Origin of the sequence: Cupriavidus oxalaticus (genome assembly GCF_016894385.1) — a bacterium.
Taxonomy (GTDB): Bacteria; Pseudomonadota; Gammaproteobacteria; order Burkholderiales; family Burkholderiaceae; genus Cupriavidus; species Cupriavidus oxalaticus.
Window position 1 is genome coordinate 2,050,634 of sequence record NZ_CP069812.1, and the last position, 22,227, is coordinate 2,072,860.

21 protein-coding genes are annotated in these 22,227 nt (G+C 66.2%); 4 read left to right on the forward strand and 17 right to left on the reverse strand.

What is annotated here, in order from left to right:
• Positions 1-195: 195 nt before the first annotated feature.
• Entirely contained in the window at positions 196-1,659 is a 1,464-nt protein-coding gene (gene guaB / locus JTE92_RS21870) for an IMP dehydrogenase (RefSeq protein ID WP_063237850.1), read from the reverse strand.
• A gap of 132 nt (positions 1,660-1,791) precedes the next feature.
• On the opposite strand from guaB, the gene JTE92_RS21875 reads away from it, so the two are divergent.
• Positions 1,792-2,751 (forward strand): DMT family transporter, encoded by a 960-nt coding sequence (locus JTE92_RS21875; RefSeq protein ID WP_063237851.1) that lies wholly within the window; start codon positions 1,792-1,794, stop codon positions 2,749-2,751.
• Positions 2,752-2,980: 229 nt separating this feature from the next.
• The gene (locus tag JTE92_RS21880; RefSeq protein ID WP_063237852.1) at positions 2,981-3,514 is read left to right on the forward strand and encodes a DUF4124 domain-containing protein; all 534 of its coding nucleotides are present in this window, start codon (positions 2,981-2,983) and stop codon (positions 3,512-3,514) included.
• Between the two features lie 73 nt (positions 3,515-3,587).
• Here the strand turns inward: JTE92_RS21880 and JTE92_RS21885 are convergent, their stop codons facing one another.
• Together JTE92_RS21885 and JTE92_RS21890 are read right to left on the reverse strand one after the other, a co-directional pair.
• Positions 3,588-3,932 (reverse strand): RnfH family protein, encoded by a 345-nt coding sequence (locus JTE92_RS21885; RefSeq protein WP_029045871.1) that lies wholly within the window; start codon positions 3,930-3,932, stop codon positions 3,588-3,590.
• Positions 3,919-4,356: a type II toxin-antitoxin system RatA family toxin gene (locus tag JTE92_RS21890; RefSeq protein WP_029045870.1), complete on the reverse strand. Its 438-nt coding sequence runs from the start codon at positions 4,354-4,356 to the stop codon at positions 3,919-3,921. Before JTE92_RS21890 ends, JTE92_RS21885 begins: the two co-directional genes overlap by 14 nt.
• A 177-nt stretch (positions 4,357-4,533) precedes the next feature.
• Between JTE92_RS21890 and smpB the strand changes: the two genes are divergently transcribed.
• The gene (smpB, locus tag JTE92_RS21895; protein WP_063237853.1) at positions 4,534-4,986 is read left to right on the forward strand and encodes an SsrA-binding protein SmpB; all 453 of its coding nucleotides are present in this window, start codon (positions 4,534-4,536) and stop codon (positions 4,984-4,986) included.
• A gap of 27 nt (positions 4,987-5,013) precedes the next feature.
• On the opposite strand, the gene JTE92_RS21900 is transcribed toward smpB, so the two are convergent.
• The 3 genes from JTE92_RS21900 to ppsA form a co-directional block, all read right to left on the reverse strand.
• Positions 5,014-5,946 carry an SPFH domain-containing protein gene (locus tag JTE92_RS21900; RefSeq protein ID WP_063237854.1) on the reverse strand — a complete coding sequence of 311 codons (933 nt, stop codon included), beginning with the start codon at positions 5,944-5,946 and terminating at the stop codon, positions 5,014-5,016.
• A 97-nt stretch (positions 5,947-6,043) separates the two neighbouring features.
• Positions 6,044-6,466: an NfeD family protein gene (locus tag JTE92_RS21905; RefSeq protein WP_063237855.1), complete on the reverse strand. Its 423-nt coding sequence runs from the start codon at positions 6,464-6,466 to the stop codon at positions 6,044-6,046.
• A gap of 164 nt (positions 6,467-6,630) precedes the next feature.
• Entirely contained in the window at positions 6,631-9,015 is a 2,385-nt protein-coding gene (gene ppsA / locus JTE92_RS21910) for a phosphoenolpyruvate synthase (protein ID WP_063237856.1), read from the reverse strand.
• Between the two features lie 406 nt (positions 9,016-9,421).
• On the opposite strand from ppsA, the gene ppsR reads away from it, so the two are divergent.
• Positions 9,422-10,234 (forward strand): posphoenolpyruvate synthetase regulatory kinase/phosphorylase PpsR, encoded by an 813-nt coding sequence (ppsR, locus tag JTE92_RS21915; protein ID WP_063237857.1) that lies wholly within the window; start codon positions 9,422-9,424, stop codon positions 10,232-10,234.
• Positions 10,235-10,401: 167 nt separating this feature from the next.
• Here the strand turns inward: ppsR and JTE92_RS21920 are convergent, their stop codons facing one another.
• The 11 genes from JTE92_RS21920 to JTE92_RS21970 all read right to left on the reverse strand — a co-directional run bounded on the left by JTE92_RS21920 (position 10,402) and on the right by JTE92_RS21970 (position 22,202).
• The gene (locus JTE92_RS21920) at positions 10,402-11,178 is read right to left on the reverse strand and encodes a TrmH family RNA methyltransferase (RefSeq protein WP_063237858.1); all 777 of its coding nucleotides are present in this window, start codon (positions 11,176-11,178) and stop codon (positions 10,402-10,404) included.
• A complete protein-coding gene (gene rnhB, locus JTE92_RS21925; protein WP_232353359.1) occupies positions 11,175-11,909 on the reverse strand; it encodes a ribonuclease HII in 735 nt (244 codons plus the stop codon). Before rnhB ends, JTE92_RS21920 begins: the two co-directional genes overlap by 4 nt.
• Before the next feature lie 29 nt (positions 11,910-11,938).
• Positions 11,939-13,147 carry a lipid-A-disaccharide synthase gene (lpxB, locus tag JTE92_RS21930; RefSeq protein ID WP_063237860.1) on the reverse strand — a complete coding sequence of 403 codons (1,209 nt, stop codon included), beginning with the start codon at positions 13,145-13,147 and terminating at the stop codon, positions 11,939-11,941.
• A gap of 13 nt (positions 13,148-13,160) precedes the next feature.
• Positions 13,161-13,964, reverse strand: coding sequence for an acyl-ACP--UDP-N-acetylglucosamine O-acyltransferase (gene lpxA / locus JTE92_RS21935; protein ID WP_063237861.1), 804 nt, complete (start codon positions 13,962-13,964; stop codon positions 13,161-13,163).
• A 99-nt stretch (positions 13,965-14,063) separates the two neighbouring features.
• The gene (fabZ, locus tag JTE92_RS21940) at positions 14,064-14,513 is read right to left on the reverse strand and encodes a 3-hydroxyacyl-ACP dehydratase FabZ (RefSeq protein WP_010809590.1); all 450 of its coding nucleotides are present in this window, start codon (positions 14,511-14,513) and stop codon (positions 14,064-14,066) included.
• A 12-nt stretch (positions 14,514-14,525) separates the two neighbouring features.
• Positions 14,526-15,617, reverse strand: coding sequence for a UDP-3-O-(3-hydroxymyristoyl)glucosamine N-acyltransferase (lpxD, locus tag JTE92_RS21945; RefSeq protein ID WP_063237862.1), 1,092 nt, complete (start codon positions 15,615-15,617; stop codon positions 14,526-14,528).
• A gap of 42 nt (positions 15,618-15,659) precedes the next feature.
• Positions 15,660-16,187, reverse strand: coding sequence for an OmpH/Skp family outer membrane protein (locus tag JTE92_RS21950; RefSeq protein WP_029045859.1), 528 nt, complete (start codon positions 16,185-16,187; stop codon positions 15,660-15,662).
• A 22-nt stretch (positions 16,188-16,209) separates the two neighbouring features.
• Positions 16,210-18,543, reverse strand: coding sequence for an outer membrane protein assembly factor BamA (gene bamA / locus JTE92_RS21955; RefSeq protein ID WP_174544845.1), 2,334 nt, complete (start codon positions 18,541-18,543; stop codon positions 16,210-16,212).
• A 97-nt stretch (positions 18,544-18,640) separates the two neighbouring features.
• Complete coding sequence (rseP, locus tag JTE92_RS21960) at positions 18,641-20,044, reverse strand: RIP metalloprotease RseP (protein WP_063237864.1); 1,404 nt, start codon at positions 20,042-20,044, stop codon at positions 18,641-18,643.
• Positions 20,045-20,175: 131 nt separating this feature from the next.
• Entirely contained in the window at positions 20,176-21,357 is a 1,182-nt protein-coding gene (ispC, locus tag JTE92_RS21965) for a 1-deoxy-D-xylulose-5-phosphate reductoisomerase (RefSeq protein ID WP_063237865.1), read from the reverse strand.
• Positions 21,358-21,380: 23 nt separating this feature from the next.
• A complete protein-coding gene (locus JTE92_RS21970) occupies positions 21,381-22,202 on the reverse strand; it encodes a phosphatidate cytidylyltransferase (protein WP_063237866.1) in 822 nt (273 codons plus the stop codon).
• Between the last annotated feature and the right edge of the window lie 25 nt (positions 22,203-22,227).

Here is a 22,227-nt window from a genome sequence, read left to right on the forward strand (position 1 = left end):
CCCGCCGGTGGTGCGGCTGGCAGCAAGGCACGCCGGGACAGGCAACGCCGGCGTGGCGCGCGGCCGGGGCCAGGGTCGGGGCCGGCTTGTATTCCGGTCAGACCAGGGCGGCGCTGCGCGACGCGCGCCCTGCTCCCGATGATCGCGGGTTGGCGCCCCGCCGCCGCGGCGGACGGCGGGCGCAGCCGCTGCGCGTCAGTCGATATGGTAGTTCGGCGCTTCCTTGGTGATCTGCACGTCGTGCACGTGCGATTCACGCATGCCGGCTGCCGTGATCTGGACGAACTGGGCATTCTCGTGCCAGTCGGCGATCGACTTGCTGCCGCAGTAGCCCATCGAGGCACGCACGCCGCCGGTCAGCTGGTGGATGATGGCCATCACCGAGCCCTTGTACGGCACGCGGCCTTCAATCCCCTCGGGGACCAGCTTGTCGACGTTGGCGGTGTTGTCTTCCTGGAAGTAGCGGTCAGCGGCGCCGTCCTTCATCGCACCGACCGAGCCCATGCCGCGGTAGCTCTTGAACGAGCGGCCCTGGTACAGGAATACTTCGCCCGGCGCCTCTTCGGTGCCGGAGAACATGCCGCCCATCATCACGGTGTGGGCGCCGGCCGCCAGGGCCTTGGCCACGTCGCCCGAATAGCGGATGCCGCCGTCAGCGATCAGCGGCACGCCGGTGCCCTTGAGCGCCTCGGCCACGTTGGAAACGGCGGTGATCTGGGGCACGCCCACGCCCGCCACGATACGCGTGGTGCAGATCGAGCCCGGGCCGATGCCGACCTTGACGCCGTCGGCGCCATGCTCGACCAGCGCACGGGCGGCGTCGCCGGTGGCGATGTTGCCGCCGATCACCTGCACCTGCGGGAAGTTCTGCTTGACCCAGCGCACGCGGTCCAGCACGCCCTGGCTGTGACCGTGCGCCGTATCGACCACAATCACGTCGACACCGGCCTTGACCAGCAACTCGACGCGCTCGTCGTTGTCCGGGCCCACGCCGACTGCGGCGCCTACGCGCAGCTGGCCGTGGTCGTCCTTGCTCGCCAGCGGGTTCTCGACCGCCTTCTGGATATCCTTCACCGTGATCAGGCCGCGCAGCTCGAAGGCCTGGTTGACCACCAGCACGCGCTCCAGGCGGTGGCGGTTCATCAGGCGCTTGGCTTCTTCGAGCGGCGCGCCCTCGGCCACAGTCACCAGCTTCTCGCGCGGGGTCATCTTGGCACGCACCGGGGCCTCGAGCTCTTCCTCGAAGCGCAGGTCACGGTTGGTGATGATGCCGACGACGGTCTTGCCTTCCAGCACCGGGAAGCCCGAAATGCCATGCTGCTGCGACAGCGCGATCACATCGCGGATCTTCATGTCCGGCGAAATGGTGATCGGATCACGCAGCACGCCCGACTCGTAGCGCTTGACGCGCGACACTTCGCGGGCCTGGTCAGCGGGCTTCAGGTTCTTGTGGACGATACCGATGCCACCGGCTTGCGCCATGGAGATCGCCAGGCGTGCCTCCGTCACCGTGTCCATGGCAGCGGACACCAGCGGAATGTTCAGTTCGATCGAACGGGACAGGCGAGTGCGGAGGGAAACATCCCGGGGAAGGACGGCCGAATAGGCCGGGACGAGCAGCACGTCATCGAATGTGAGTGCTTTCTGGACAAGACGCATAGCAAATCCTCTAGGCGCAAAAGCGAATTATACAGGAATGCACGGCTGGCTGATGCACGGCAACGGGTTTTCCGGCGCTCTTCCGGCGTGGTCTGCTATGCTCGTCGTCCTTTTAACCGGGCGTTGAAAAGCATGGGAATCGGCGTATTGTGCGGGCTGCTGGCGGGCGCGTTCTGGGGCATGGTCTTTATCGCGCCCAAGCTGCTGCCGGTGTTCTCGCCGTGGGAGCTGGCGATCGGGCGCTACCTGGCGTATGGCCTGGTCGCGCTCGTTGCCGCCCTGCCGCTGATGAAGCGCATCGCCCGCAAGCTGACCCGCGCCGACTGCGTGGCACTGCTGCGCCAGGCCTTTACCGGCAACCTGCTCTACTACGTGCTGCTGGCCTTCGGCGTGCAGCTGGCCGGGGTCGGACCGACCTCGCTGATCATTGGCATCCTGCCGATCTCGGTCACCATCATGGGCCGGCGCGACCACGGCGCGGTGCCGCTGTCGCGGCTGCTGTGGCCGCTGCTGGTGGTGGCAGTGGGCATCGCCTGCATCAACATCGACCTGTTCGGCGGCGGCCAGAGCGCACATGCCGCCGCGGCCGGCGACGCCGTGCGGCCGGGCTGGCAGAAGCTTGCCGGCGTCTGCGCCGCCGCCGGCGCGCTGGTCTGCTGGACCCTCTACGCGGTCGACAACGCGCGCTACCTGCAGCGCAACCCGCACTACAGCGGCAATGAATGGTCGGCGCTGTACGGGCTGTCGACCGGCGCGGTATCGGCCGTGCTGGCCGTGATCGGCTGGCTGGTGGCGGGCGACGCCCTCACCTCCGGCGACAGCGGCCGCGACTGGCAGTGGTTCTGGATGGTCAACGCCGCGGTGGCGCTGGGCGCGTCGCTGATCGGCAACAACCTGTGGAATATCGCCAGCCGGCGCCTGCCGCTGACGCTGTCGGGCCAGATGATCGTGTTCGAGACGCTGTTCGCGCTGGCCTATGGCTTTATCTTCGACCACCGCTGGCCGCGGCCGCTGGAAATCGCCGCCATTGTGTTGCTGATGGTCGGCGTGGCCTGGTCGGTGCGCTTGCACGCCAGCGACAAGTCTGCGTAGACTAGCGGACGATGGCGCGGGGGTCACACGCGCCACATCAGAACAGCCACATCAGAACAGCCACATCAGAACAGCAGAACAGAAACACCAGGGTCAAACCGGCGCCATGCCTTGGCGCCAAGCCATCGCCCGCGGCAGGCCTGCCGCGGCATTGCCTCGCGCGCAGCCGGCGGCCCAGCAGTCTTCCAGCCGCACCCGTTCCTTACCAGCCACTTTGAGACGCCTCGCCATGAAACGATCGTCCGTGCTGTGCCTGCTTGCCGCCGCCGTCACGGCTACCGCCTCGGTCCACGCCCATGCCTACTGGCAATGGCGCGATGCCAACGGCCGCATGGTCTACAGCGACGTGCCGCCGTCCGGCGCAGCCCCAAGGGCGCTGCGCGCCCCTGGCCGTTTTGCCGGCGAGTACCAGCCGGTAGCGGCGGCCAGCGCGGAAAGCGCCAATGTCCCCGCAGCCGCGCCAGCCCATACCAAGGCCGCAGGCAAGCCCAAGGAGGCCGCCCCGCCGCCGACGGCCGAAGAGGCCTTCCAGAAGCGCCGCGAATCCCGCCTGAAAGCCGCGGCGGAAGAGGCGCGCAAGGAAACCGAGGCTGCCGACCGCGAGGCCCGCTGCGCCCAGCTGCGCAACTACGCCGCCGGCCTGCAGCAAGGGATGCGCGCGGCGGTAGCGGGTCCGGATGGCTCGCTGCAGCACCTGAACAGCGATCAGCGCCAGGCCGAGCAGGTCAAGACCAGCGCCAGCCTCGACAAGAACTGCAGCTGAACCGAAAGCAAAAACGGGGCGTCATGCCCCGTCTTGCTGTCAGTGTTGCCATCAGCGGCGCAAGCCTTCCGGCTCAGCCATTGCCGCGCAGCCATTTCTGTCCTTCCCGCGCCCCGCCCTCGCGCAGCTTCTGCACGCGCTTGCGCCGCGCCTGCTTGGGGTCGGCAGTCAGCGGCCGGTACACCTCCACGCGGTCGCCCTCGCGCACCACGGTATCGGGCGTCTTGAGCTTGCCGAAGATGCCCACCCGCATGGTCGACGGATCCACTTCCGGGCACGCCTGCTGCAGCCCCGAGCCGACGATGGCCGCGGCGATCGTGGTACCCGCGGGCACGTCGATCTCCTTCAGGAATACCGCATCGGGCCGCGCATAGCACACCGCGACATGCACGGTGCCCGCGCCTTCAGCTGGCGCCATATACCACCTCGGCGCGCTTGACGAAGGCATCGACGAAGGTATTCGCGATCATGCTGAACACCGGGCCGATGAGTTTTTCCAGCAGCAGGCTCGAAAACTCATAGTGCAGGTGGAATTCGATCTTGCAGGCGTCTTCGCGCAGCGGCGTAAAGCGCCACGCGCCATTGAAGGTCTTGAAGGGCCCGTCGGCAAAGGTCATGTCGATGCGGGTCGGGCGCTCCTGCGTATTGCGGGTGTGGAAGAACTGCTGGATGCCCTTGAAATGGATATGGATCTTGGCGTCGAGCGTGGTTTCGGTCTGCTCGAACACCTCCACGCCACCGCACCATGGCAGGAACTTGGGATAGTCCTCCACGCGCGTGACCAGGTCGTACATCTGCGCGGCGGAATAGCCGAGCAGCACGGATTTATGGACGTCTGCCATGTATTGGGAAATCTGGCTCCCGGCCATGCCGCGCGTATCGCGCCAGGACATCAGCCGGTGCCGGGGCTGGTTTGCTAGAATTCCGATTTTAGCCGACGCTGGTCGCTGGCGGCACTTCGCCATGCGGCACTGCAGCGATCCGGCCTGCTTTCACCCATTGCTCCCCTACCCGCACGCATGACCATCGCTGACAACAAGAAGGCCTTTTTCGACTACTTCATCGAAGAGCGATATGAGGCCGGGATCGTGCTGGAAGGCTGGGAAGTCAAGGCGATCCGCGCCAACCGCGTACAGATCAAGGAAGGCTACGTGGTGGTGCGCGACGCCGAGATGTTCCTGATCGGCGCCCATATCAGCCCGCTGCAGAGCGCCTCCACGCACGTCAAGCCCGACCCGGTGCGCACGCGCAAGCTGCTGCTCAAGGCCGACGAGATCAAGAAGCTGATCGGCAAGGTCGAGCAGCGCGGCTACACGCTGGTGCCGCTGAACCTGCACTACACGCGCGGCCGCGTGAAATGCGAGATCGGCCTGGCCAAGGGCAAGAAGCAGTTCGACAAGCGCGAGACAGAAAAGCAGCGCGACTGGCAGCGCGAGAAGGCGCGCATCATGAAGGGCGACACCAAGGAGTAACGGCGCGCCCCGCCCGCGCCTGCCCGATCAGGCGCCGGCCTTCTGCCCCTTCACGATCTGCAGCGCAGATGCAATCATGCTGCTCATCTCGCCCATATTCCCCGGCACGATCAGCGTATTGCCCTGCTTGGCCAGGTTGCCGAACGCGGCGACATACTCTTCGGCCACCTTCAGGTTGACCGCATCCATGCCGCCTTCGCTGCGGATGGCGTTGCCCACCTTCTGGATCGCCTGGGCATTGGCTTCTGCCACTGCCAGGATCGCCGCCGCCTCGCCCTGCGCCTTGTTGATCGCGGCTTGCCTCTCGCCTTCCGACTTCTGGATCGCCGCTTCACGCGCGCCCGTAGCCAGGTTGATCTGCTCCTGGCGCTTGCCCTCGGACGCGGCGATCAGCGCCCGCTTTTCGCGCTCGGCGGTGATCTGCGCCTGCATGGCGTGCAGGATTTCCTTGGGCGGGGTCAGGTCCTTGATCTCGTAGCGCAGCACCTTGACGCCCCAGTTGGCGGCCGCTTCATCGAGGGCGTTGACCACGCTGTGGTTGATGAACTCGCGCTCCTCGAAGGTCTTGTCCAGCTCCAGCTTGCCGATCACCGAGCGCAGCGTGGTCTGCGACAGCTGCGTGATCGCCACGACGAAATTGCTCGAGCCGTAGGATGCCTTCATCGGGTCGGTCACCTGGAAGTACAGCACGCCGTCCACCTGCAACTGCGTGTTGTCCTTGGTGATGCAGACCTGGCTGGGCACGTCCAGCGGGATTTCCTTGAGCACGTGCTTGTAGGCGACGCGGTCGACGAACGGCACCACGATCGACAGCCCCGGCGTCAGCGTCGCATGGTAGCGGCCCAGGCGCTCGAGCACCCAGGCGTGCTGCTGCGGCACGATCTTGATGCCCCTGGCGATCAGCACGATCACGGCAATAAGGATGATCAGCGGCAACAGGCCAAGCTGAAAAGCGAGCATGTAACAACCCTCCGGTCAGGAAACAGCGGTACGGCGCCGCCGGAACGGCGGCAGGCGGATGGTTGCACGGCTGGCGCCGGGCAACCCTTGGATACGGTCAGCGCGGCGAAACGACCAGCGTGCTGCCGCGTATTTCGACGATACGGTAACGGCCCGGTGCCGCGGCGCAGTTCGGCGCGAGCTCGACGGTCCAGTCGGCGCCACGATACGGGACGCGTGCGCGCCCGTTGGCGTCCCAGGCGGGGACGTCGAGTTCCTGGCCGATATCGAGATTGACGGCGGGGTCGGCTGAGGCATTGCCGCGCCGCAGCTTGCCGAAACGGGTACGACGCAGTGCGGCGATCAGCACCGCGGCGACCAGCGCCGCGGTCACGGTCTGCGCGGCGGGCGACAGGCCCAGCAAGGCGGCGATGCCGCCGGCGGCCAGCCCCACGGCCACCATCAGCAGGTAGAACGTGCCGGTATTCAGCTCGACGATCACCAGCGCGACCGCCGCCACGAACCAGATGTAGTACGCCATCCGAACTCCCCGTCCAATCGATCTCTGAAAACGATTCCCGAAAACAAAAACCCCGCAGCGCCAGAGGCGCCTGCGGGGCCGATTCAACACCTGACGCAGGGGCCGGTGCCAGCCGGCTGCCCGAAGGCGCGCCGGCTAATGTCGTTATTGTGACGTCAAAAGCCTCAGGAGGCCAGCTTCTGCCAGGTGTCGACCACCGAATCGGGATTCAGCGAGATCGACTTGATGCCTTCCTTGGCCAGCCAGGCGGCAAAGTCCGGATGGTCCGAAGGGCCCTGGCCGCAGATGCCGACATACTTGTCGAGGCGGATGCATGCCGCAATGGCGCGCGACAGCATGAAGCACACCGCCGGGTCGCGCTCGTCGAAGTCCTTGGCCAGCAACTCCATGCCCGAATCGCGGTCCAGGCCCAGCGTCAGCTGGGTCAGGTCGTTCGAGCCGATCGAGAAGCCGTCGAAGTACTGCAGGAACTCCTCGGCGAGGATCGCGTTGGACGGCACTTCGCACATCATGATGATGCGCAGGCCGTTCTCGCCGCGCTTCAGGCCGTGCTTGGCCAGCAGCTCGATGACCTTCTCGGCCTGGCCCAGCGTACGCACGAACGGCACCATGATCTCGACGTTGGTCAGGCCCATTTCATCGCGCACGCGCTTCATGGCCTTGCATTCCATCTCGAACGCTTCGGCGAAGTCCTCGGCGATGTAGCGCGAGGCGCCGCGGAAGCCCAGCATCGGGTTTTCCTCATCCGGCTCGTAGCGCGAACCGCCGATCAGCTTCTTGTACTCGTTCGACTTGAAGTCCGACAGGCGCACGATCACGGACTTCGGGTAGAAGGCCGCACCGATGGTGGCGATGCCTTCGGCGAGCTTGTCGACGTAGAACGCACGCGGGCTGGCGTGGCCACGGGCCACGCTTTCCACGGCCTTCTTCAGGTCGGCATCGACTTGCGGGTAGTCGAGGATGGCCTTCGGGTGGACGCCGATGTTGTTGTTGATGATGAATTCCAGGCGCGCCAGGCCGACCCCGCAGTTCGGGATCTGCGCAAAGTCGAACGCCAGCTGCGGGTTACCCACGTTCATCATCAGCTTGACGTCGATTTCCGGCATCTCGCCACGCTGGACCTCGGTCACTTCGGTTTCCAGCAGGCCGTCGTAGATGCGGCCTTCGTCGCCCTCGGCGCACGACACGGTTACCAGCGTGCCATCCTTCAGGATGTCGGTGGCGTCGCCGCAGCCGACCACGGCCGGCACGCCCAGTTCACGCGCGATGATCGCCGCGTGGCAGGTACGGCCGCCACGGTTGGTGACGATCGCCGAAGCGCGCTTCATCACCGGCTCCCAGTTCGGGTCGGTCATGTCGGCCACCAGCACGTCGCCGGGCTGCACGCGCTCCATCTCGGACGGGTCGTTGATGACGCGGACCGGGCCGGTGCCGATCTTCTGGCCAATGGCGCGGCCGCTGGTCAGCACGGGAGCGGTGCCCTTGAGCTTGAAGCGCTGCTCGGCCTTGCCGGCCGACTGGCTCTTCACCGTTTCCGGGCGGGCCTGCAGGATGTAGATCCTGCCGTCCTTGCCGTCCTTGCCCCACTCGATGTCCATCGGGCGGCCATAGTGCTTCTCGATGATCATCGCGTAGCGGGCCAGCTCGGTCACGTCCTCGTCGGTGATCGAGTAGCGGTTGCGCAGTTCGGCCGGCACGTCGACGGTCTTCACGCGGCCTGCTTCGCCCGGCTTGGTGAATTCCATCTTGATCAGCTTGGAGCCGATCGAGCGGCGGATGATCGGGTACTTGCCGGCCTGCAGCGTCGGCTTGAAGACGTAGAACTCGTCCGGGTTGACCGCGCCCTGCACCACCGTTTCGCCCAGGCCATAGCTGGAGGTGATGAAGACCACGTCGGGGAAGCCCGATTCGGTGTCGATGGTGAACATCACGCCGGAAGCGGCCAGGTCCGAGCGGACCATGCGCTGGATGCCGGCGGACAGCGCCACCACGTCGTGGGCAAAGCCCTTGTGCACGCGGTAGGAAATGGCGCGGTCGTTGTACAGCGAGGCGAACACGTGCTTGATCTTGTCCAGCACGTCGTCGATGCCGCTGACGTTCAGGTAGGACTCCTGCTGGCCGGCGAACGAGGCGTCGGGCAGGTCTTCGGCCGTGGCCGACGAACGCACCGCGAACGAGGCCTCGGCGCCTTCGCGCTCGGACACGCGGGCATAGAACTCACGGATTTCCTGTTCCAGGCGCGGCTGGAACGGGGCCGTGGCGACCCAGCCGCGGATCTCGGCACCGGCCTCGGCCAGGGCCTTGACGTCGTCGACGTCAAGCGTCTTCAGGCGCTGGGAGATGCGCTCGGTCAGGTTGTTGTGGGCGAGGAAGTCGCGGAAGGCAAGCGCGGTGGTGGCAAAACCGCCGGGAACGCGCACGCCGGCTTGCGCCAGCTGGGAGATCATCTCGCCCAGCGACGAATTCTTGCCGCCGACGATTTCCACGTCAGCCATGCGCAACTGCTCGAACGGCAACACGTAGGCGCCGTTATCTGCCTGGTTAGTCATGAGAGCCTCAAAACAAAGTAGAAAACTTGCTGCGCATGCCCGGTATGTTGTTCGTGTTCTGGTCCCGGACCGATCGCTTGGCTAAGCAACCCCATGCTCGTGGTGCTGCAATGTTGCGGACGCGGCGCTACGGCTCTCATCGCGCAGCGCATATTGTCGACAATTCCGGGCCTGAGTTGGTACAAAAGGGGCCCCTCGCGGAATTGCTTAGCGAAAAGATCGCCGCTATTCTACCGTGCTGCGCCGCACTTTTCTGCGGAAGATTGAATCTATTTATTGCGCAACCCTCATGTCCCAGCCAGAAGCGCCCGGTACAGCCAATTCCGGGACCCAGCCTGGAACGCAGCCTGCCTCCCCGTCCACCCAAGCGACCGCGGCGGCGCCCGCCGCAGCGGATCGCCCGCCGGTGCGAACGGTCTTTATTGTCTCGGATGGCACCGGGATCACTGCGGAAACCTTCAGCCACTCGATCCTGGCGCAGTTCGAAATGCGCTTCCGCAAGGTGCGGATGCCATTTGTCGATACCCCGGAAAAAGCACATATCGCGGTCGGCAAGATCAACGAGGCTTTCCACAACGAAGGCGTGCCGCCCATCGTCTTCACCACGCTGGTCAACCAGGAAGCGAACAAGGCACTGCGCCGTGCCAAGGCGATGATCCTGGACATGTTCCAGACCTTCATCGAGCCGCTCGAGAAAGAACTGGGGCTGAAGTCGACCCACGCCATCGGCCGTTTCCACCAGAATGCCGATACCGAGGCGTACAAGAACCGGATCGAGGCGATCAACTTCTCGCTCGCGCACGATGACGGTCAGTCCCACAAGAATCTCGAAGAAGCCGATGTGATCCTGGTGGGCGTGTCGCGCAGCGGCAAGACCCCGACCAGCCTCTACCTGGCGATGCAATACGGCCTGAAGGCGGCCAATTACCCGCTGATCCCGGACGATTTCGAGCGCGGCAAGCTGCCGTCGGCGCTGTACGCGTTCAAGAGCAAGATCTTCGGGCTGTCGATCGACCCGCAGCGCCTGACCGAGATCCGCAACGAGCGCCGCCCCGGCAGCAAGTACGCGGCGGTGGAAAACTGCCGCTACGAGGTCAACGAGGCCGAAGCGATGATGCGGCGCGAAGGCATCAAGTGGCTGTCGTCGACGCACAAGTCGATCGAAGAGATTGCGACCACGATCCTGCAGGAGATCAAGGTCGATCGCGACAACTACTAAAAAATTGGCCGCCGATTTGCGGAGACGGTGATGCGTTACCCTTTGGGCACTGCGGTGGCCCAATCGTGCCGATTGTTTGCTCCCTCTCCCGCTTGCGGGAGAGGGGAGCAAACAGGCAGGAAGATCCAGGCAACAGGCACACCAGCGGCGACGCCCAGCCCTTTATTTTATCGCCGCTGCCGCACCGCCTCGAACAGGCAGATCGCGGTGGCAGCCGCCACGTTCAGCGATTCCAGGCCGCCCGGCTGGGGAATGCCGACCTTGCGCTTGACGTGCTGCATCCACGCATCGCTGACGCCGGCGCCTTCATTGCCGACCACCCAGGCCACCGGTGCGCGCAGGTCGGTATCGAACACCGCGGCGTCGGCATGCGAGGACGTCGCCAGCAACGGCAGCGCCAGCCGCGGCGCCAGCGACTCCACGGTGCAGTGCTCGACGATGTTCAGGTGGAAATTGGCGCCCATGCTGGCGCGCAGCGTCTTCACCGACCAGGCGAACGCACAGCCCGTCGCCAGGAATGCATGGCGGATGCCCGCCGCCGCGGCGCTGCGCAGGATCGAGCCGACATTGCCGGCATCCTGCACGCCGTCGAGGATGATGCAGTCCTCCTCGATGCGCGCCGGCAGGTGGCCGGCAGGCGTCTCGATCACCAGCATCAGGTCGATGCCGTTGACCACGCCGGAAATCTGGGTGAACAGCGTGTCGGCCAGCACTACCAGCCGCTCCGCGTCGATGCGCGCCAGCAAGGGCGCCACCTCGGCATGGTCGTAATGACGCTCGGACACCACGCAGGTGACTGGCTGTCCCAGTGCATCCACATAAGCCTCGGCCAGGTGCACGCCGTCGAGCAGCGACTGCCCGGCCTTGCGGCGCTGGTGGGTGGAGGTGGCGAGCGCCTTCAGGTGCTTGAACAGCGCGTTGTCGCGCGAGGTGACGTGCTTCACGGTGCGTCGGTTTGCAGGGTGCCTGACGGCGCCGCCTGGATCGGGGTGGTGAGTTCGCTGACTTCGATGCTTTCGATATTTTCGACGACCTCGGCAACTGCCGTCACCGCGGTAAACATCGGACGCTGCGCCAGCGCCTCGCGCACCGGCGCGAACGAGCGGCGGTGATGCGGCGTCGCGCCGAATTCGGCCAGCGCGGCCAGATGCTGCGGCGTGCCATAGCCGACATGCGAATCGAAGCCGTACTGCGGATAGCGCTCGTGCAGCGCCATCAGTTCGCGGTCGCGCGCCACCTTGGCCAGGATTGACGCAGCCGAGATCGCCCTGACCAGCGCGTCACCCTTGACGATGGCTTCCACCGGGAACGGCACCTGCGGGCAGCGGTTGCCATCGACCTGCACCAGGTCCGGCACCACGCCGCTGGCGGCCAGCCCCTGCACCGCGCGCTGCATCGCCAGCATGCTGGCGTGCAGGATATTGATCGTATCGATTTCCTCGACCGTGGCGAAGGCGATATGCCAGCCCAGCGCACGTTCGCAGATCTTCTCGTACAGCGCCTCGCGCCTGGCGGCGGTCAGGATCTTGGAGTCGGCCAGGCCGCGGATCGGGCGCTTCGGATCGAGCACCACCGCGGCGGCATACACCGGCCCCGCCAGCGGGCCGCGGCCCGCTTCATCGACGCCGCACAGCCGCTGGATCGCTGCGGCGGCCGGCGCCAGGTCCAGGCCCATCTGCGGTGAAGCCGCATTGCGACGCGCCATCAGACGGTCCCCCGGCTGTGCATCAGGTCCACCACCACATCGGCGGCCAGTTGCGCGGTGTTGCACTTGAGCGTCTCGTGCATGCGGGTGAAATGCTCGTACAGGAAGGCAATGTTGCCCTCGTCGTTGAGCTGCAGCAGCGTTTCGCGGGCCAGCGCCTCGGGCGTGGCGTCGTCCTGCAGCAGTTCGGGCACGACAAAGCGCCCTGAAAGGATATTAGGCAATCCCACGTACGGCAGGTAACCCTGGCGCTTCATGATCTGCGCGGTCAGCCAGGGCACCTTGTACGAGATCACCATCGGCTTCTTGTACAGCGCCGCCTCCAGCGTCGCGGTGCCGCTGGCCAGCAGCACCACGTCGGCGGCTTCCATGGCCTGGTGCGACTTGCCGTCGACAATGGTCAGGCGCAGTTCCGGATACTGCCGGTGCAGGTCTTCGACGATGGCGCGCAGCGGCGCGCTTGCCGCCGGCAGCACGAACGCCAGGTTCGGGTCCATGCGCTGCATCTGCGCCATCGCGGCAAAGAAGGTGGCGCCAAGGTTGCGCACCTCGGACTGCCGGCTGCCAGGCAGCACCGCGACCACGCGGTGGCCGGCAGGCAGCCCCAGCTCGGCGCGCGCCCCCGCGACGTCAGGCACCATCGGGATCACGTCGGCGAGCGGATGCCCGACATAGGTGGCGGGAATGCCGGCCTTGGCGTAGATCTCGGGCTCGAACGGGAACAGGCACAGGATGTGGTCCACCGCGCGCGCGATGGTGCGGATGCGCCCGCCGCGCCAGGCCCAGATCGACGGGCTGACGAAATGCACCACCGGAATGCCGGCGCGGCGCAGCGGCACTTCCAGGCCGAAATTGAAATCCGGGGCATCGACCCCGATAAAGCACTGCGGCGGCTCGGCCAGCAGCCAGTCGCGCACCGCGCGCCGGGTGCGCAGGATCTCGCGCAGCGAGCCCAGCACCTCGACATAGCCGTTGACCGACAGCGTTTCCATCGGCCAGCGCGAGGCGAAGCCCTGCGCCATCATGCGCTTGCCACCGATGCCGGCGTACGCCATGGTATCGCCCAGGCGGGCCTTGAGCCCGCCCATCATCAGCGATGCCAGCAGGTCGCCGGAGGCCTCTCCGGCCACCATGGCGATGGTGCCGCGCCTGGCGGCGGCAGAACCGTTGCCCGTGGGCAAGCCACCCCGAATCGCGGCGTCGACCATGTGGAGCCCGGTCTCAGCGCACGATGCCGCGCTGGGTGGCGGCAAGGAAGTCGACGAAGGCCTGCAGCGGCACCGCGGTGCCGGCATCGGACTGGCCCAGCAAGGCGGAGATCTCGTTGCGTGCCTCGTCGAAGCTGAGGTCGGACTTGTAAAGCAGCTTGTACGCCTGGCGCAGCGCGGCGATCTGGGCCGCATCGAAGCCGCGGCGGCGCAGCCCCTCGACGTTGATGCCGTGCGGCGTGGCCTTGTTGCCGCCCTTGTCGCTGGCCGCGATCACGAACGGCGGCACGTCCTGCACCAGCGCCGAGGCGCCGCCCAGCATCGCGTGGGCGCCGATGCGCACGAACTGGTGCACACCGCTCATGCCGCCGAGGATGGCCCAGTCGCCCACGTCGACGTGCCCGGCGATCTGCGCGTTGCTGGAAAACACGGTGTGATTGCCGACCGAGCAGTCATGCGCGATATGCACATAGGCCATGATCCAGTTGTCGCTGCCGATGCGGGTCAGGCCGCGATCCTGCACCGTGCCGGTGTGGATCGTGGTGAATTCGCGGATGGTGTTGCGGTCGCCGATCTCGAGCCGGGTCGGCTCGTTGCGGTACTTCATGTCCTGCGGCACGCCACCGACCGACGCATAGGGGCCGATGTTGTTGCCCTCGCCGATCGTGGTATGGCCCTCGACCGTCGTATGCGAGCCGATCCGGGTGCCGCTGCCGATCCGCACGTTGGGGCCGACGATGGAGAATGGGCCGACGGTCACGTCGGAGCCCAGTTCGGCCTTCGGGTCAACCAGTGCGGTAGGGTGGATTTGCGTCATACGTCTGTCCTGTGTGTGTCTGGTGAAGAATGGGGCCTCCTGCGCGGGGCAAAGGTTCCCGTCGGTGCCGCCGGGCTGGCCAGCCTGCGGCGGCCGGCCTCACTCAGCCTGCTTCACGGTGCACATCAGCTCCGCCTCGCAGGCGACCTTGTCGTCCACGGTGGCGAATGCCTTGAATTTCCAGATGCCGCGGATATAGCGCTCGACCGTCACATTCATGTGCAGCTGGTCGCCCGGGTACACCACCTGCTTGAAGCGGGCGCCGTCGATGCCGACGAAGTAGTACAGCGCGCCTTCCTTGCGCTCCATGTCGGCACCGAACGTCAGCAGGCCGGCCGACTGCGCCAGCGCCTCCAGGATCATCACGCCCGGCATCACCGGCTGTTCCGGGAAATGGCCCTGGAAATACGGCTCGTTGATGGTGACGTTCTTCAGGGTCTTGATCCGCTTCTGCGCCTCGAACTCCAGCACGCGGTCGACCAGCAGGAACGGGTACCGGTGCGGCAACAGCTTGAGGATCTTGCGGATATCGATTTCGGCCGCGCTCATGATGATTTCTCTTTAGTCTTGTGAGGTTTGGGACCCGGCGGACTGGCCGCGCAGGCGACGTTCCAGCGCCACCACCCGTTCGCGCAGCTTGCTCAGGCCGCGCACGATGGCTGCGTTGCGTTCCCACTCGCCGTGCGGCAGGAACGGGAAGACGCTGGTGAAATGGCCCCCGGGCTTGGTAATGGATTTGGTAATCGAAGTACCGCCGGACACTGTGGTCCGGTCGGCAATGGTCAGGTGGCCGGCAAAATTGGCCGCGCCCCCGATCACGCAGAAACGGCCGATGCGCGTGCTGCCCGAAACCGCGGCACAGCCAGCGATGACCGTATGGGCCCCGACCCGCACGTTATGCGCGATCTGGACCTGGTTGTCGATCTTGCAGCCGTCTTCGACCACGGTGTCGGCCATGGCGCCGCGGTCGATCGCCGTATTGGCGCCGACCTCCACGTCATGGCCCAGCACGGCGCGTCCCGTTTGCGGGATCTTCACGTATTCGACGCCGGTGGCGCTGATATCGGGCGCGAAACCGAAGCCATCGGCGCCGATCACCACGCCGCTGTGCAGGATGGCGCGCGCGCCGATCACGCATTGATGGTAGACCGAAACGTTCGCGTACAGCAGCGAATCGTCGCCGATCTCGGCCCCGGCACCGACGTAGCCGTTGGCCAGGATGCGGACGCGCTCGCCCAGCCGGGCGCCGCGCTCGATGACCACGTTCGGGCCGATATAGCACGACGCCGGCACCACCGCGTCGGGCGACACGCTCGCGCGCGGATCGATGCCGACGCGTGGGTCGGCATTGGCCTCGCGGTCAAAGCGCTGCGCCACGCGGGCAAAGCAGACGTAGGGATTGCGCGCCACCAGCCAGTTGCGGCCGTCGGCACGGCCCTCGGCACGGATGCGCTCGAGGTCGGCCTGCGACACGATCACGGCGCCGGCTTGCGAATCCAGCGCCTGCTGCAGGTAGAGCGGATTGGACAGGAACGAGAGTTCGCCCGCCGAAGCCTGGTCGAGAGGAGCCAGGCCAACGATCGCCAGGTCGGGATCACCCACAACCTGCGCGCCGTTCTCGGTGGCGAGCTGACCCAGTGTGGGTGTCTGCATGGCGGTACTTCCTGAAAAAGGGACGAAACGAACAGCGGCGGCTTAGCGGGCGCCGGCGTTCAGCGCCTTCATCACGTCGTCGGTGATGTCGATGCGCGGGTTCACGTAGACCGCTTCCTGCACGATCAGGTCGTACTTGCGCTGCTCGGCCAGCTGGCGGATCACGCGGTTGGCGCGCTCCAGCACCTGCGCCAGCTCTTCATTGCGGCGCTGGTTCAGGTCCTCGCGGAATTCGCGCTGCTTGCGCTGGAATTCGCGATCGAGGTCGGCCACCTCGCGCTGGCGGCGCTGGCGGTCGGAATCGGCCAGCACAGCGGTGTCCTTGTCGAGCTTGTCGGCCATGCCCTTGATCTTCTGGGCCATGTCCTGCAGCTCACGGTCGCGCTTGGAGAATTCCTGCTCCAGCTTCACCTGGGCCTGCTTGGCCGGCTGCGAATCGCGCAGGATGCGCTCGGAATTGACGGCGGCAATGCGCGCCTCCTGGGCCATGGCCGGCATCGCGGCGCACAGCGCAGCGGTGGCGAATGCGGCGGCGCCCAGGGATTTGACCAGTTTGGATGTTGTCATCATGAAAACAGATCCTTTTACAGAATCAGAATGCCGTCCCGATCTGGAACTGGAAGCGCTGAACCTTGTCGGTCTCTTCCCGGTTGAGCGGGAAGCCCATGCTGATCTTCAGCGGGCCGATCGGCGACAGCCACGACATGCCGAAGCCGGTCGAGTACTTGAGATCGCTGAACGAAATCGGCGCGCCTTCCTGGTAGACGTTACCGAAGTCGAAGAACGTGAACAGGCGCAGCGTGCGGTCGACGCCCGAGCCCGGCAGCGGGAAGATGAATTCCACGTTACCGATCATCTTGGACGCACCACCCACCGGGTTGCCGTTCTGGTCCTTCGGGCCCAGCGTGCTGGTCTGGTAGCCGCGCACCGAGCCGATACCGCCGGCGTAGAAGTACTTGAACACCGGGAACGGCGTGCTGCCGTAGCCGTGGCCGTAGGCCACTTCACCGTTCAGCGCCAGCGTGAACGCCTTCGAGATCGGGTAGAAGTACTGCTGCTGCACGCTGGCGCGGTAGTACTGCGTATCGCCGCCCGGCAGGCCGACTTCCAGGTTGGCCTGGGTGTACGGGCCCTTGGTCGGGACCAGCGCGCTGTCGCGGCGGTCGCGTGCCCAGCCGATCGTGAACGGGAAGTTGTTGATGCCGTCGCCGCTCTCCTTGCCGATCGCGTTCAGCCACTGCGTGTACTGGCTCGGCGTGTTGACCGAGGTGTAGACCTGCGTGCGCTCGTAGCCGATACCGAAGAACACGGTGTCGACTTCCGAGAACGGCACGCCGAACTTGAAGCCGCCGCCGGCGGACACGATCTTGTAGTCCTGGTCACCGGTGTAGTACAGCGGCCGCGAGGTACGGTAGTAGATGTCGGTCGAGCGGCTGATGCCGTCCACCGTGAAATACGGGTCGTACTGCGTCAGGGCAATGGTACGGAACGACTTGGCGGTGTTCACGTCCAGGCCCAGGCTGGTACCGGAACCGAACACGTTGTCCTGGCGCAGGCCGGCCTGCAGCACCAGCTTGTCGGTGGACGAGAAGCCCACGCCCAGGCTGATCTGGCCGGTGGGCTTTTCAGTCACGTTGACGTTCACATCGACCTGGTCGGGCGCGCCCGCCACGTCCTCGGTGGTGATGTTGGTGTCGGTGAAGTAGCCGGTCCGGTTGATACGTGCCTGCGACTGCTGCAGCTTCTCGCTGTCGAACCACGAGCTTTCCATCTGGCGCATCTCGCGGCGCACCACTTCGTCGCGGGTCTTGCTGTTGCCCACCACGTTGACGCGGCGCACGTAGACGCGCCGTCCCGGGTCGACCATCAGCGTCAGCGCGACCTCGCGCTTTTCCTGGTCGATGTTCGGCTGCGGGTTGATCGTGGTGAAGGCGTAGCCATAGGTGCCCAGCAGGTCGGTAATGGCCTTGGTGCTGGCGGTCAGCTTTTCGGACGAGAAGATGTCGCCCTTCTTCAGCTGCAGCAGCTTTTCCATTTCCTCCTGCTTGCCCAGCAGTTCGCCGGCCAGGCGGATGTCGGACACCTTGTACTGCTCGCCTTCCTTGATGTTCAGGGTCAGGTAGATATCCTTCTTGTCCGGCGTGATCGACACCTGGGTCGATTCGATCGCGAACTCGAGGTAGCCGCGGTTCAGGTAGTAGGAACGCAGCGCCTCCAGGTCGGCCGTCAGCTTCTGCTTCGAGTACAGGTCATTCTTGGTGTACCACGACAGCCAGTTCGGCGTGGACAGCTGCATCTCGTCGCGCAGCGTGCTTTCCTTGAATGCCTTGTTGCCGACGATATTGATCTGGCGGATCTTGGCGACCGGGCCTTCCTCGACGTTGAACACGACCGAGACGCGGTTGCGGTCCACCGGCGTGACCGTGGTCTGCACGTCGGCGGCATAGTAGCCGCGCGCGACGTACTGGCGCTTGAGCTCCTGCTCCGCCTTGTCGATCAGCGCCCTGTCGTAGTAACGCGCTTCGGCGACGCCGACCGCGCGCAGCGAGCGGCGCAGCGTGTCCTTGTCGAATTCCTTGATGCCGACGAATTCCAGCTGCGAGATCGCCGGGCGTTCTTCCACCTGCACGACCAGCACACCGTCTTCGGCGCGGATCTGCACGTCCTTGAAGAAACCGGTATTGTAGAGGGCACGGATCGCATCGGCGCCCTTGTCGTCGGTGAAGGTTTCACCGACGCGCACGGGGAGGTAGCCAAACACCGTACCCGGCTCGACGCGCTGCAGGCCCTCAACGCGGATGTCCCTGACGACGAACGGATCGGCAGCCCAGCCCGCCGGGCTCCAGGCTGCAATAACGGCACTCGCCAGCAAGCCCAGCGAAATGCGCTTATGTCTGATCAATGTTGATCCCCTCTTTGATTCCATCCAGGATTTTCCGATGCCTCGTGGGACTGCGCTTGGCAACGGCGTCCCCGGCGACGGTGTCCGACGACACGACCGCCCCTTTTGCCGACATGCGTTTCTAGCCGTTCGCCAGAAACATTCGGCTGACGTCATTGAACAAAGCGAGCGAGGTCAGGAGCAAGATGCAGGCGATGCCAACCTTCTGCAGCATTGCCTGCCAGTGGTCTGGGACGGGCCGGCCAGTCAAAAATTCCACGCAATAATACAGCAAATGCCCCCCATCCAGAACCGGAATAGGTAACAAATTCAGTACACCGAGGCTGACGCTGACCAGTGCCAGGAAGCTGACAAAGGCCTGCACGCCGAGGTTTGCGGCACGCCCGGCGTAGTCCGCCACGGTCAGCGGACCGCTCAGGTTCTGCAGCGACGCCTGCCCCACCAGCATCTTGCCCAGCAGCTTCAGCGACAGCGCGCTGGTGTCCCACACCTGGCCGAACGCACGGACCATCGCTTGGTCTGGACGGTAGCGCACCGTCTCCATCTCCACTGCCTGGCTGAGCGCCGCACCCAGCTTGCCCGCCGGCGGCGCCGGGGCGCCGCTGGCATCCTTTTCGCCGTCGCGCGGGGCGGCAGCGTCCAGCGTCACCGGCACGTCCAGGCGCTTGCCGTCGCGCTCGATGCCGAGCGTCACGGCCTGCCCGGGCTGGCTGCGCACCGCCTTGATCAGCTCGCTGGCCTGGGTCAGCGGGGTGCCCTGCCACGCGACGACGCGGTCGCCCTTCTTCAGCCCGGCGCGCTCGGCGGCCGAGTCCGGCAATACCTCAGTGATGGTGACCGGCCCGCCCTTCAGATGCAGGCCGAGCGTGCTGAGCGGATCCTGCTCCGGGTTGCCGCCGGTATTGGGCAGGCGTGCCAGCGTGACGTCCCGCTCGGCACCGTCGGCGGCGCGCACGCGCAGCACGGCGCGCGCATCGCCGAAGCCCCCGGCGAAGACCGCCATGCGCAGGTCGTTCCAGGAACGCACCGCTTCGGTATGGCCGTTGGCGGTCAGCGACAGCACCCGGTCGCCTTCGCGCACGCCGGCCTGCTGGGCCATGGTGCCGGCCGCCGGTGCGGCGACGATCGGTGCGGGTTCGCGCATGCCGCCGGCGAACAGCGCGAAGTAGAGCACGATCGCCAGCAGGAAATTGGCCAGCGGCCCGGCCGCGACAATGATGAAGCGCTTGCCGACCGGCTGGCGGTTGAACGCGCGCGGCAGGTCGGCCGGATCGATCCGGGCGTCGCGATCGGGGTCAAACTCGCGCTCGTCGAGCATCTTGACGTAGCCGCCCAGCGGAATGGCCGCCACCGTCCATTCGGTGCGGTCGCGGCTCTTCGAGATCCAGCGCAGCAGTGGCCGCCCGAAACCGATCGAAAAGCGCAACACCTTCACGCCGCAGGCGCGCGCGGCGAGGTAATGCCCCATCTCGTGCACGTAGATGAGCACGCACAGGGCAACAATGAAAGCGAGTACGGTTTGCATGGCGTCGGGACGTCAGTAACAGTGGCTGGACCGGTGAGTGGCTGGACCGGTGCGCCGGCTCCGGGGGTTCCGGCATGTCCGGGGCCGCCGCAACCGCTATTGTCGCAGATGCGGCAGGCGGGCCCGCAGGATCAGTGGCGCAGCGCCAGTCCGGCAACGGCCGCGCGCGCTGCCGCGCGCGCCATGCGGTCGGCATCGAGGATGGCGTCAAGCGTGTCCGCCGCGCCGGCTGGTGCTGCCTGGAGCACCTGAGCCACCAACTGCGCGATATCGGTGAAGCGCACTTTCCCGCCCAGGAATGCCTCGACCGCCACCTCGTTGGCCGCATTGAGCACGGTCGGCGCCACGCCGCCGGCGCGCAGGGCGTCGAAGGCCAGTCCCAGGCACGGGAAGCGCTGCAGGTCCGGCTTCTCGAAATGCAGCCCGCCTGCCAGCGTCAGGTCGAGCGGCGTCACGCCGGCATCGATGCGCTCGGGATAGGCCAGGCCGTAGGCGATCGGCGTGCGCATGTCCGGGTTGCCCAGCTGCGCCAGCACCGAGCCGTCGTGGTAGGCCACCATCGAATGCACGATGCTCTGCGGGTGGATCAGCACCTCGATGCGCTCGGCCGGCGCGCCGAACAGCCAGTGCGCCTCGATCACCTCGAGGCCCTTGTTCATCATGGTGGCCGAGTCGACCGAGATCTTGCGGCCCATGACCCAGTTCGGGTGGGCGCAGGCCTCGTCGGGAGAAATGTCGTGCAGCGTGTCGGGATCGCGCGTGCGGAACGGCCCGCCCGAGGCGGTCAGCAACACCCTGGCCACCCCGCCGCCGTAGCGCGGGTCGTCGGCAGGCAGGCACTGGAAGATAGCGTTGTGCTCGCTGTCGATCGGCAGCAGCGTGGCGCCGTGCTCGCGCACCGCGTCCATGAAGATGCGGCCGGACATCACCAGCGCTTCCTTGTTGGCGAGCAGCACGCGCTTGCCGGCACGCGCGGCAGCCAGCGTCGGGCGCAGACCGGCGGCGCCGACGATCGCGGCCATCACGGCGTCGGTCTGCGCATCGGCGGCGACCGATTCCAGCTCGGCCTCGCCGTGGCTGACTTCGGTATCGACACCGGCATCGCGCAGCAGCGCCTGCAGCTCCCCGGCCGCCTCGGCGCTACCCACCACGGCGCGCGCCGGGCGGAACGCAATGCATTGCTCGGCCAGCTTGCGCACTTGCCGATGCGCCGTCAGCGCGTGCACGGTGTAGCGGTCGGGATGGCGGCGGACGACATCGAGCGTGCTTTCGCCGATCGAGCCGGTGGCGCCCAGGATGGTAATGCGCTGCATATCAGACCGCTTCAGAGAAGGCTTCAGAAAAAAATCAGCATCAGGGCCGCCAGCGGGAACACCGGCAGCAAGGCATCGATCCGGTCCAGCACGCCGCCATGGCCCGGCAGCAGCCGGCTGCTGTCCTTCATGCCGACCTGGCGCTTGAGCAGCGACTCGAACAGGTCGCCGATCACGCTCGCCGCCACCAGCAGCGTGGTCAGCCCGGCCACATAGCCCAGCCCGCCGCGGTCGCCCAGCACCGAGAACCACGTGGGCGCGAAGGCATGGGTGGCGGCCAGCACCAGGCCGATGATGAGCGCCAGCAGCCAGCCGCCGATGGCGCCCTCCCAGGACTTGCCCGGGCTGATGGACGGTGCCAGCTTGCGCCGGCCGATGGCCTTGCCGGTGAAATAGGCGCCGATGTCGGCTGCCCACACCAGCACGGCCGCGGTCAGCAGCACGCCGATGCCGGCGCCGCGCAGGACCATCGTGGCATGGGCAAACGCGGGCAGCATGACCAGGCCCAGGATGGCCCCCAGCACGGCAAAGCCCGGCGTCGCGGTGCGCACGCCGCGCGCCAGCAAGACCAGCGCCACGCCCCAGCACACCACCGCCGCCTCCAGCAGCCAGGTGGTGGCGTGCCGCAGCGGCATGTCATGCCAGGCGATGGTGGCGATCAGGCAGGCCAGCGCATAGACATAAGGCCAGGGCCCGCGCAGCCCGATCAGGCGTCCGAATTCCCAGCCCGCCAGCAGCACGATCACCCCGAGCAGCCCCGCCAGGCCGGCCGGCGGCGCCAGGAACAGGATCGGAAGGATCAGCAGCAACAGGCACAGGGCGGTGATGACGCGGGTGAGGAGCATGCGCTGCGGTCCCGTGGGAGTTGTT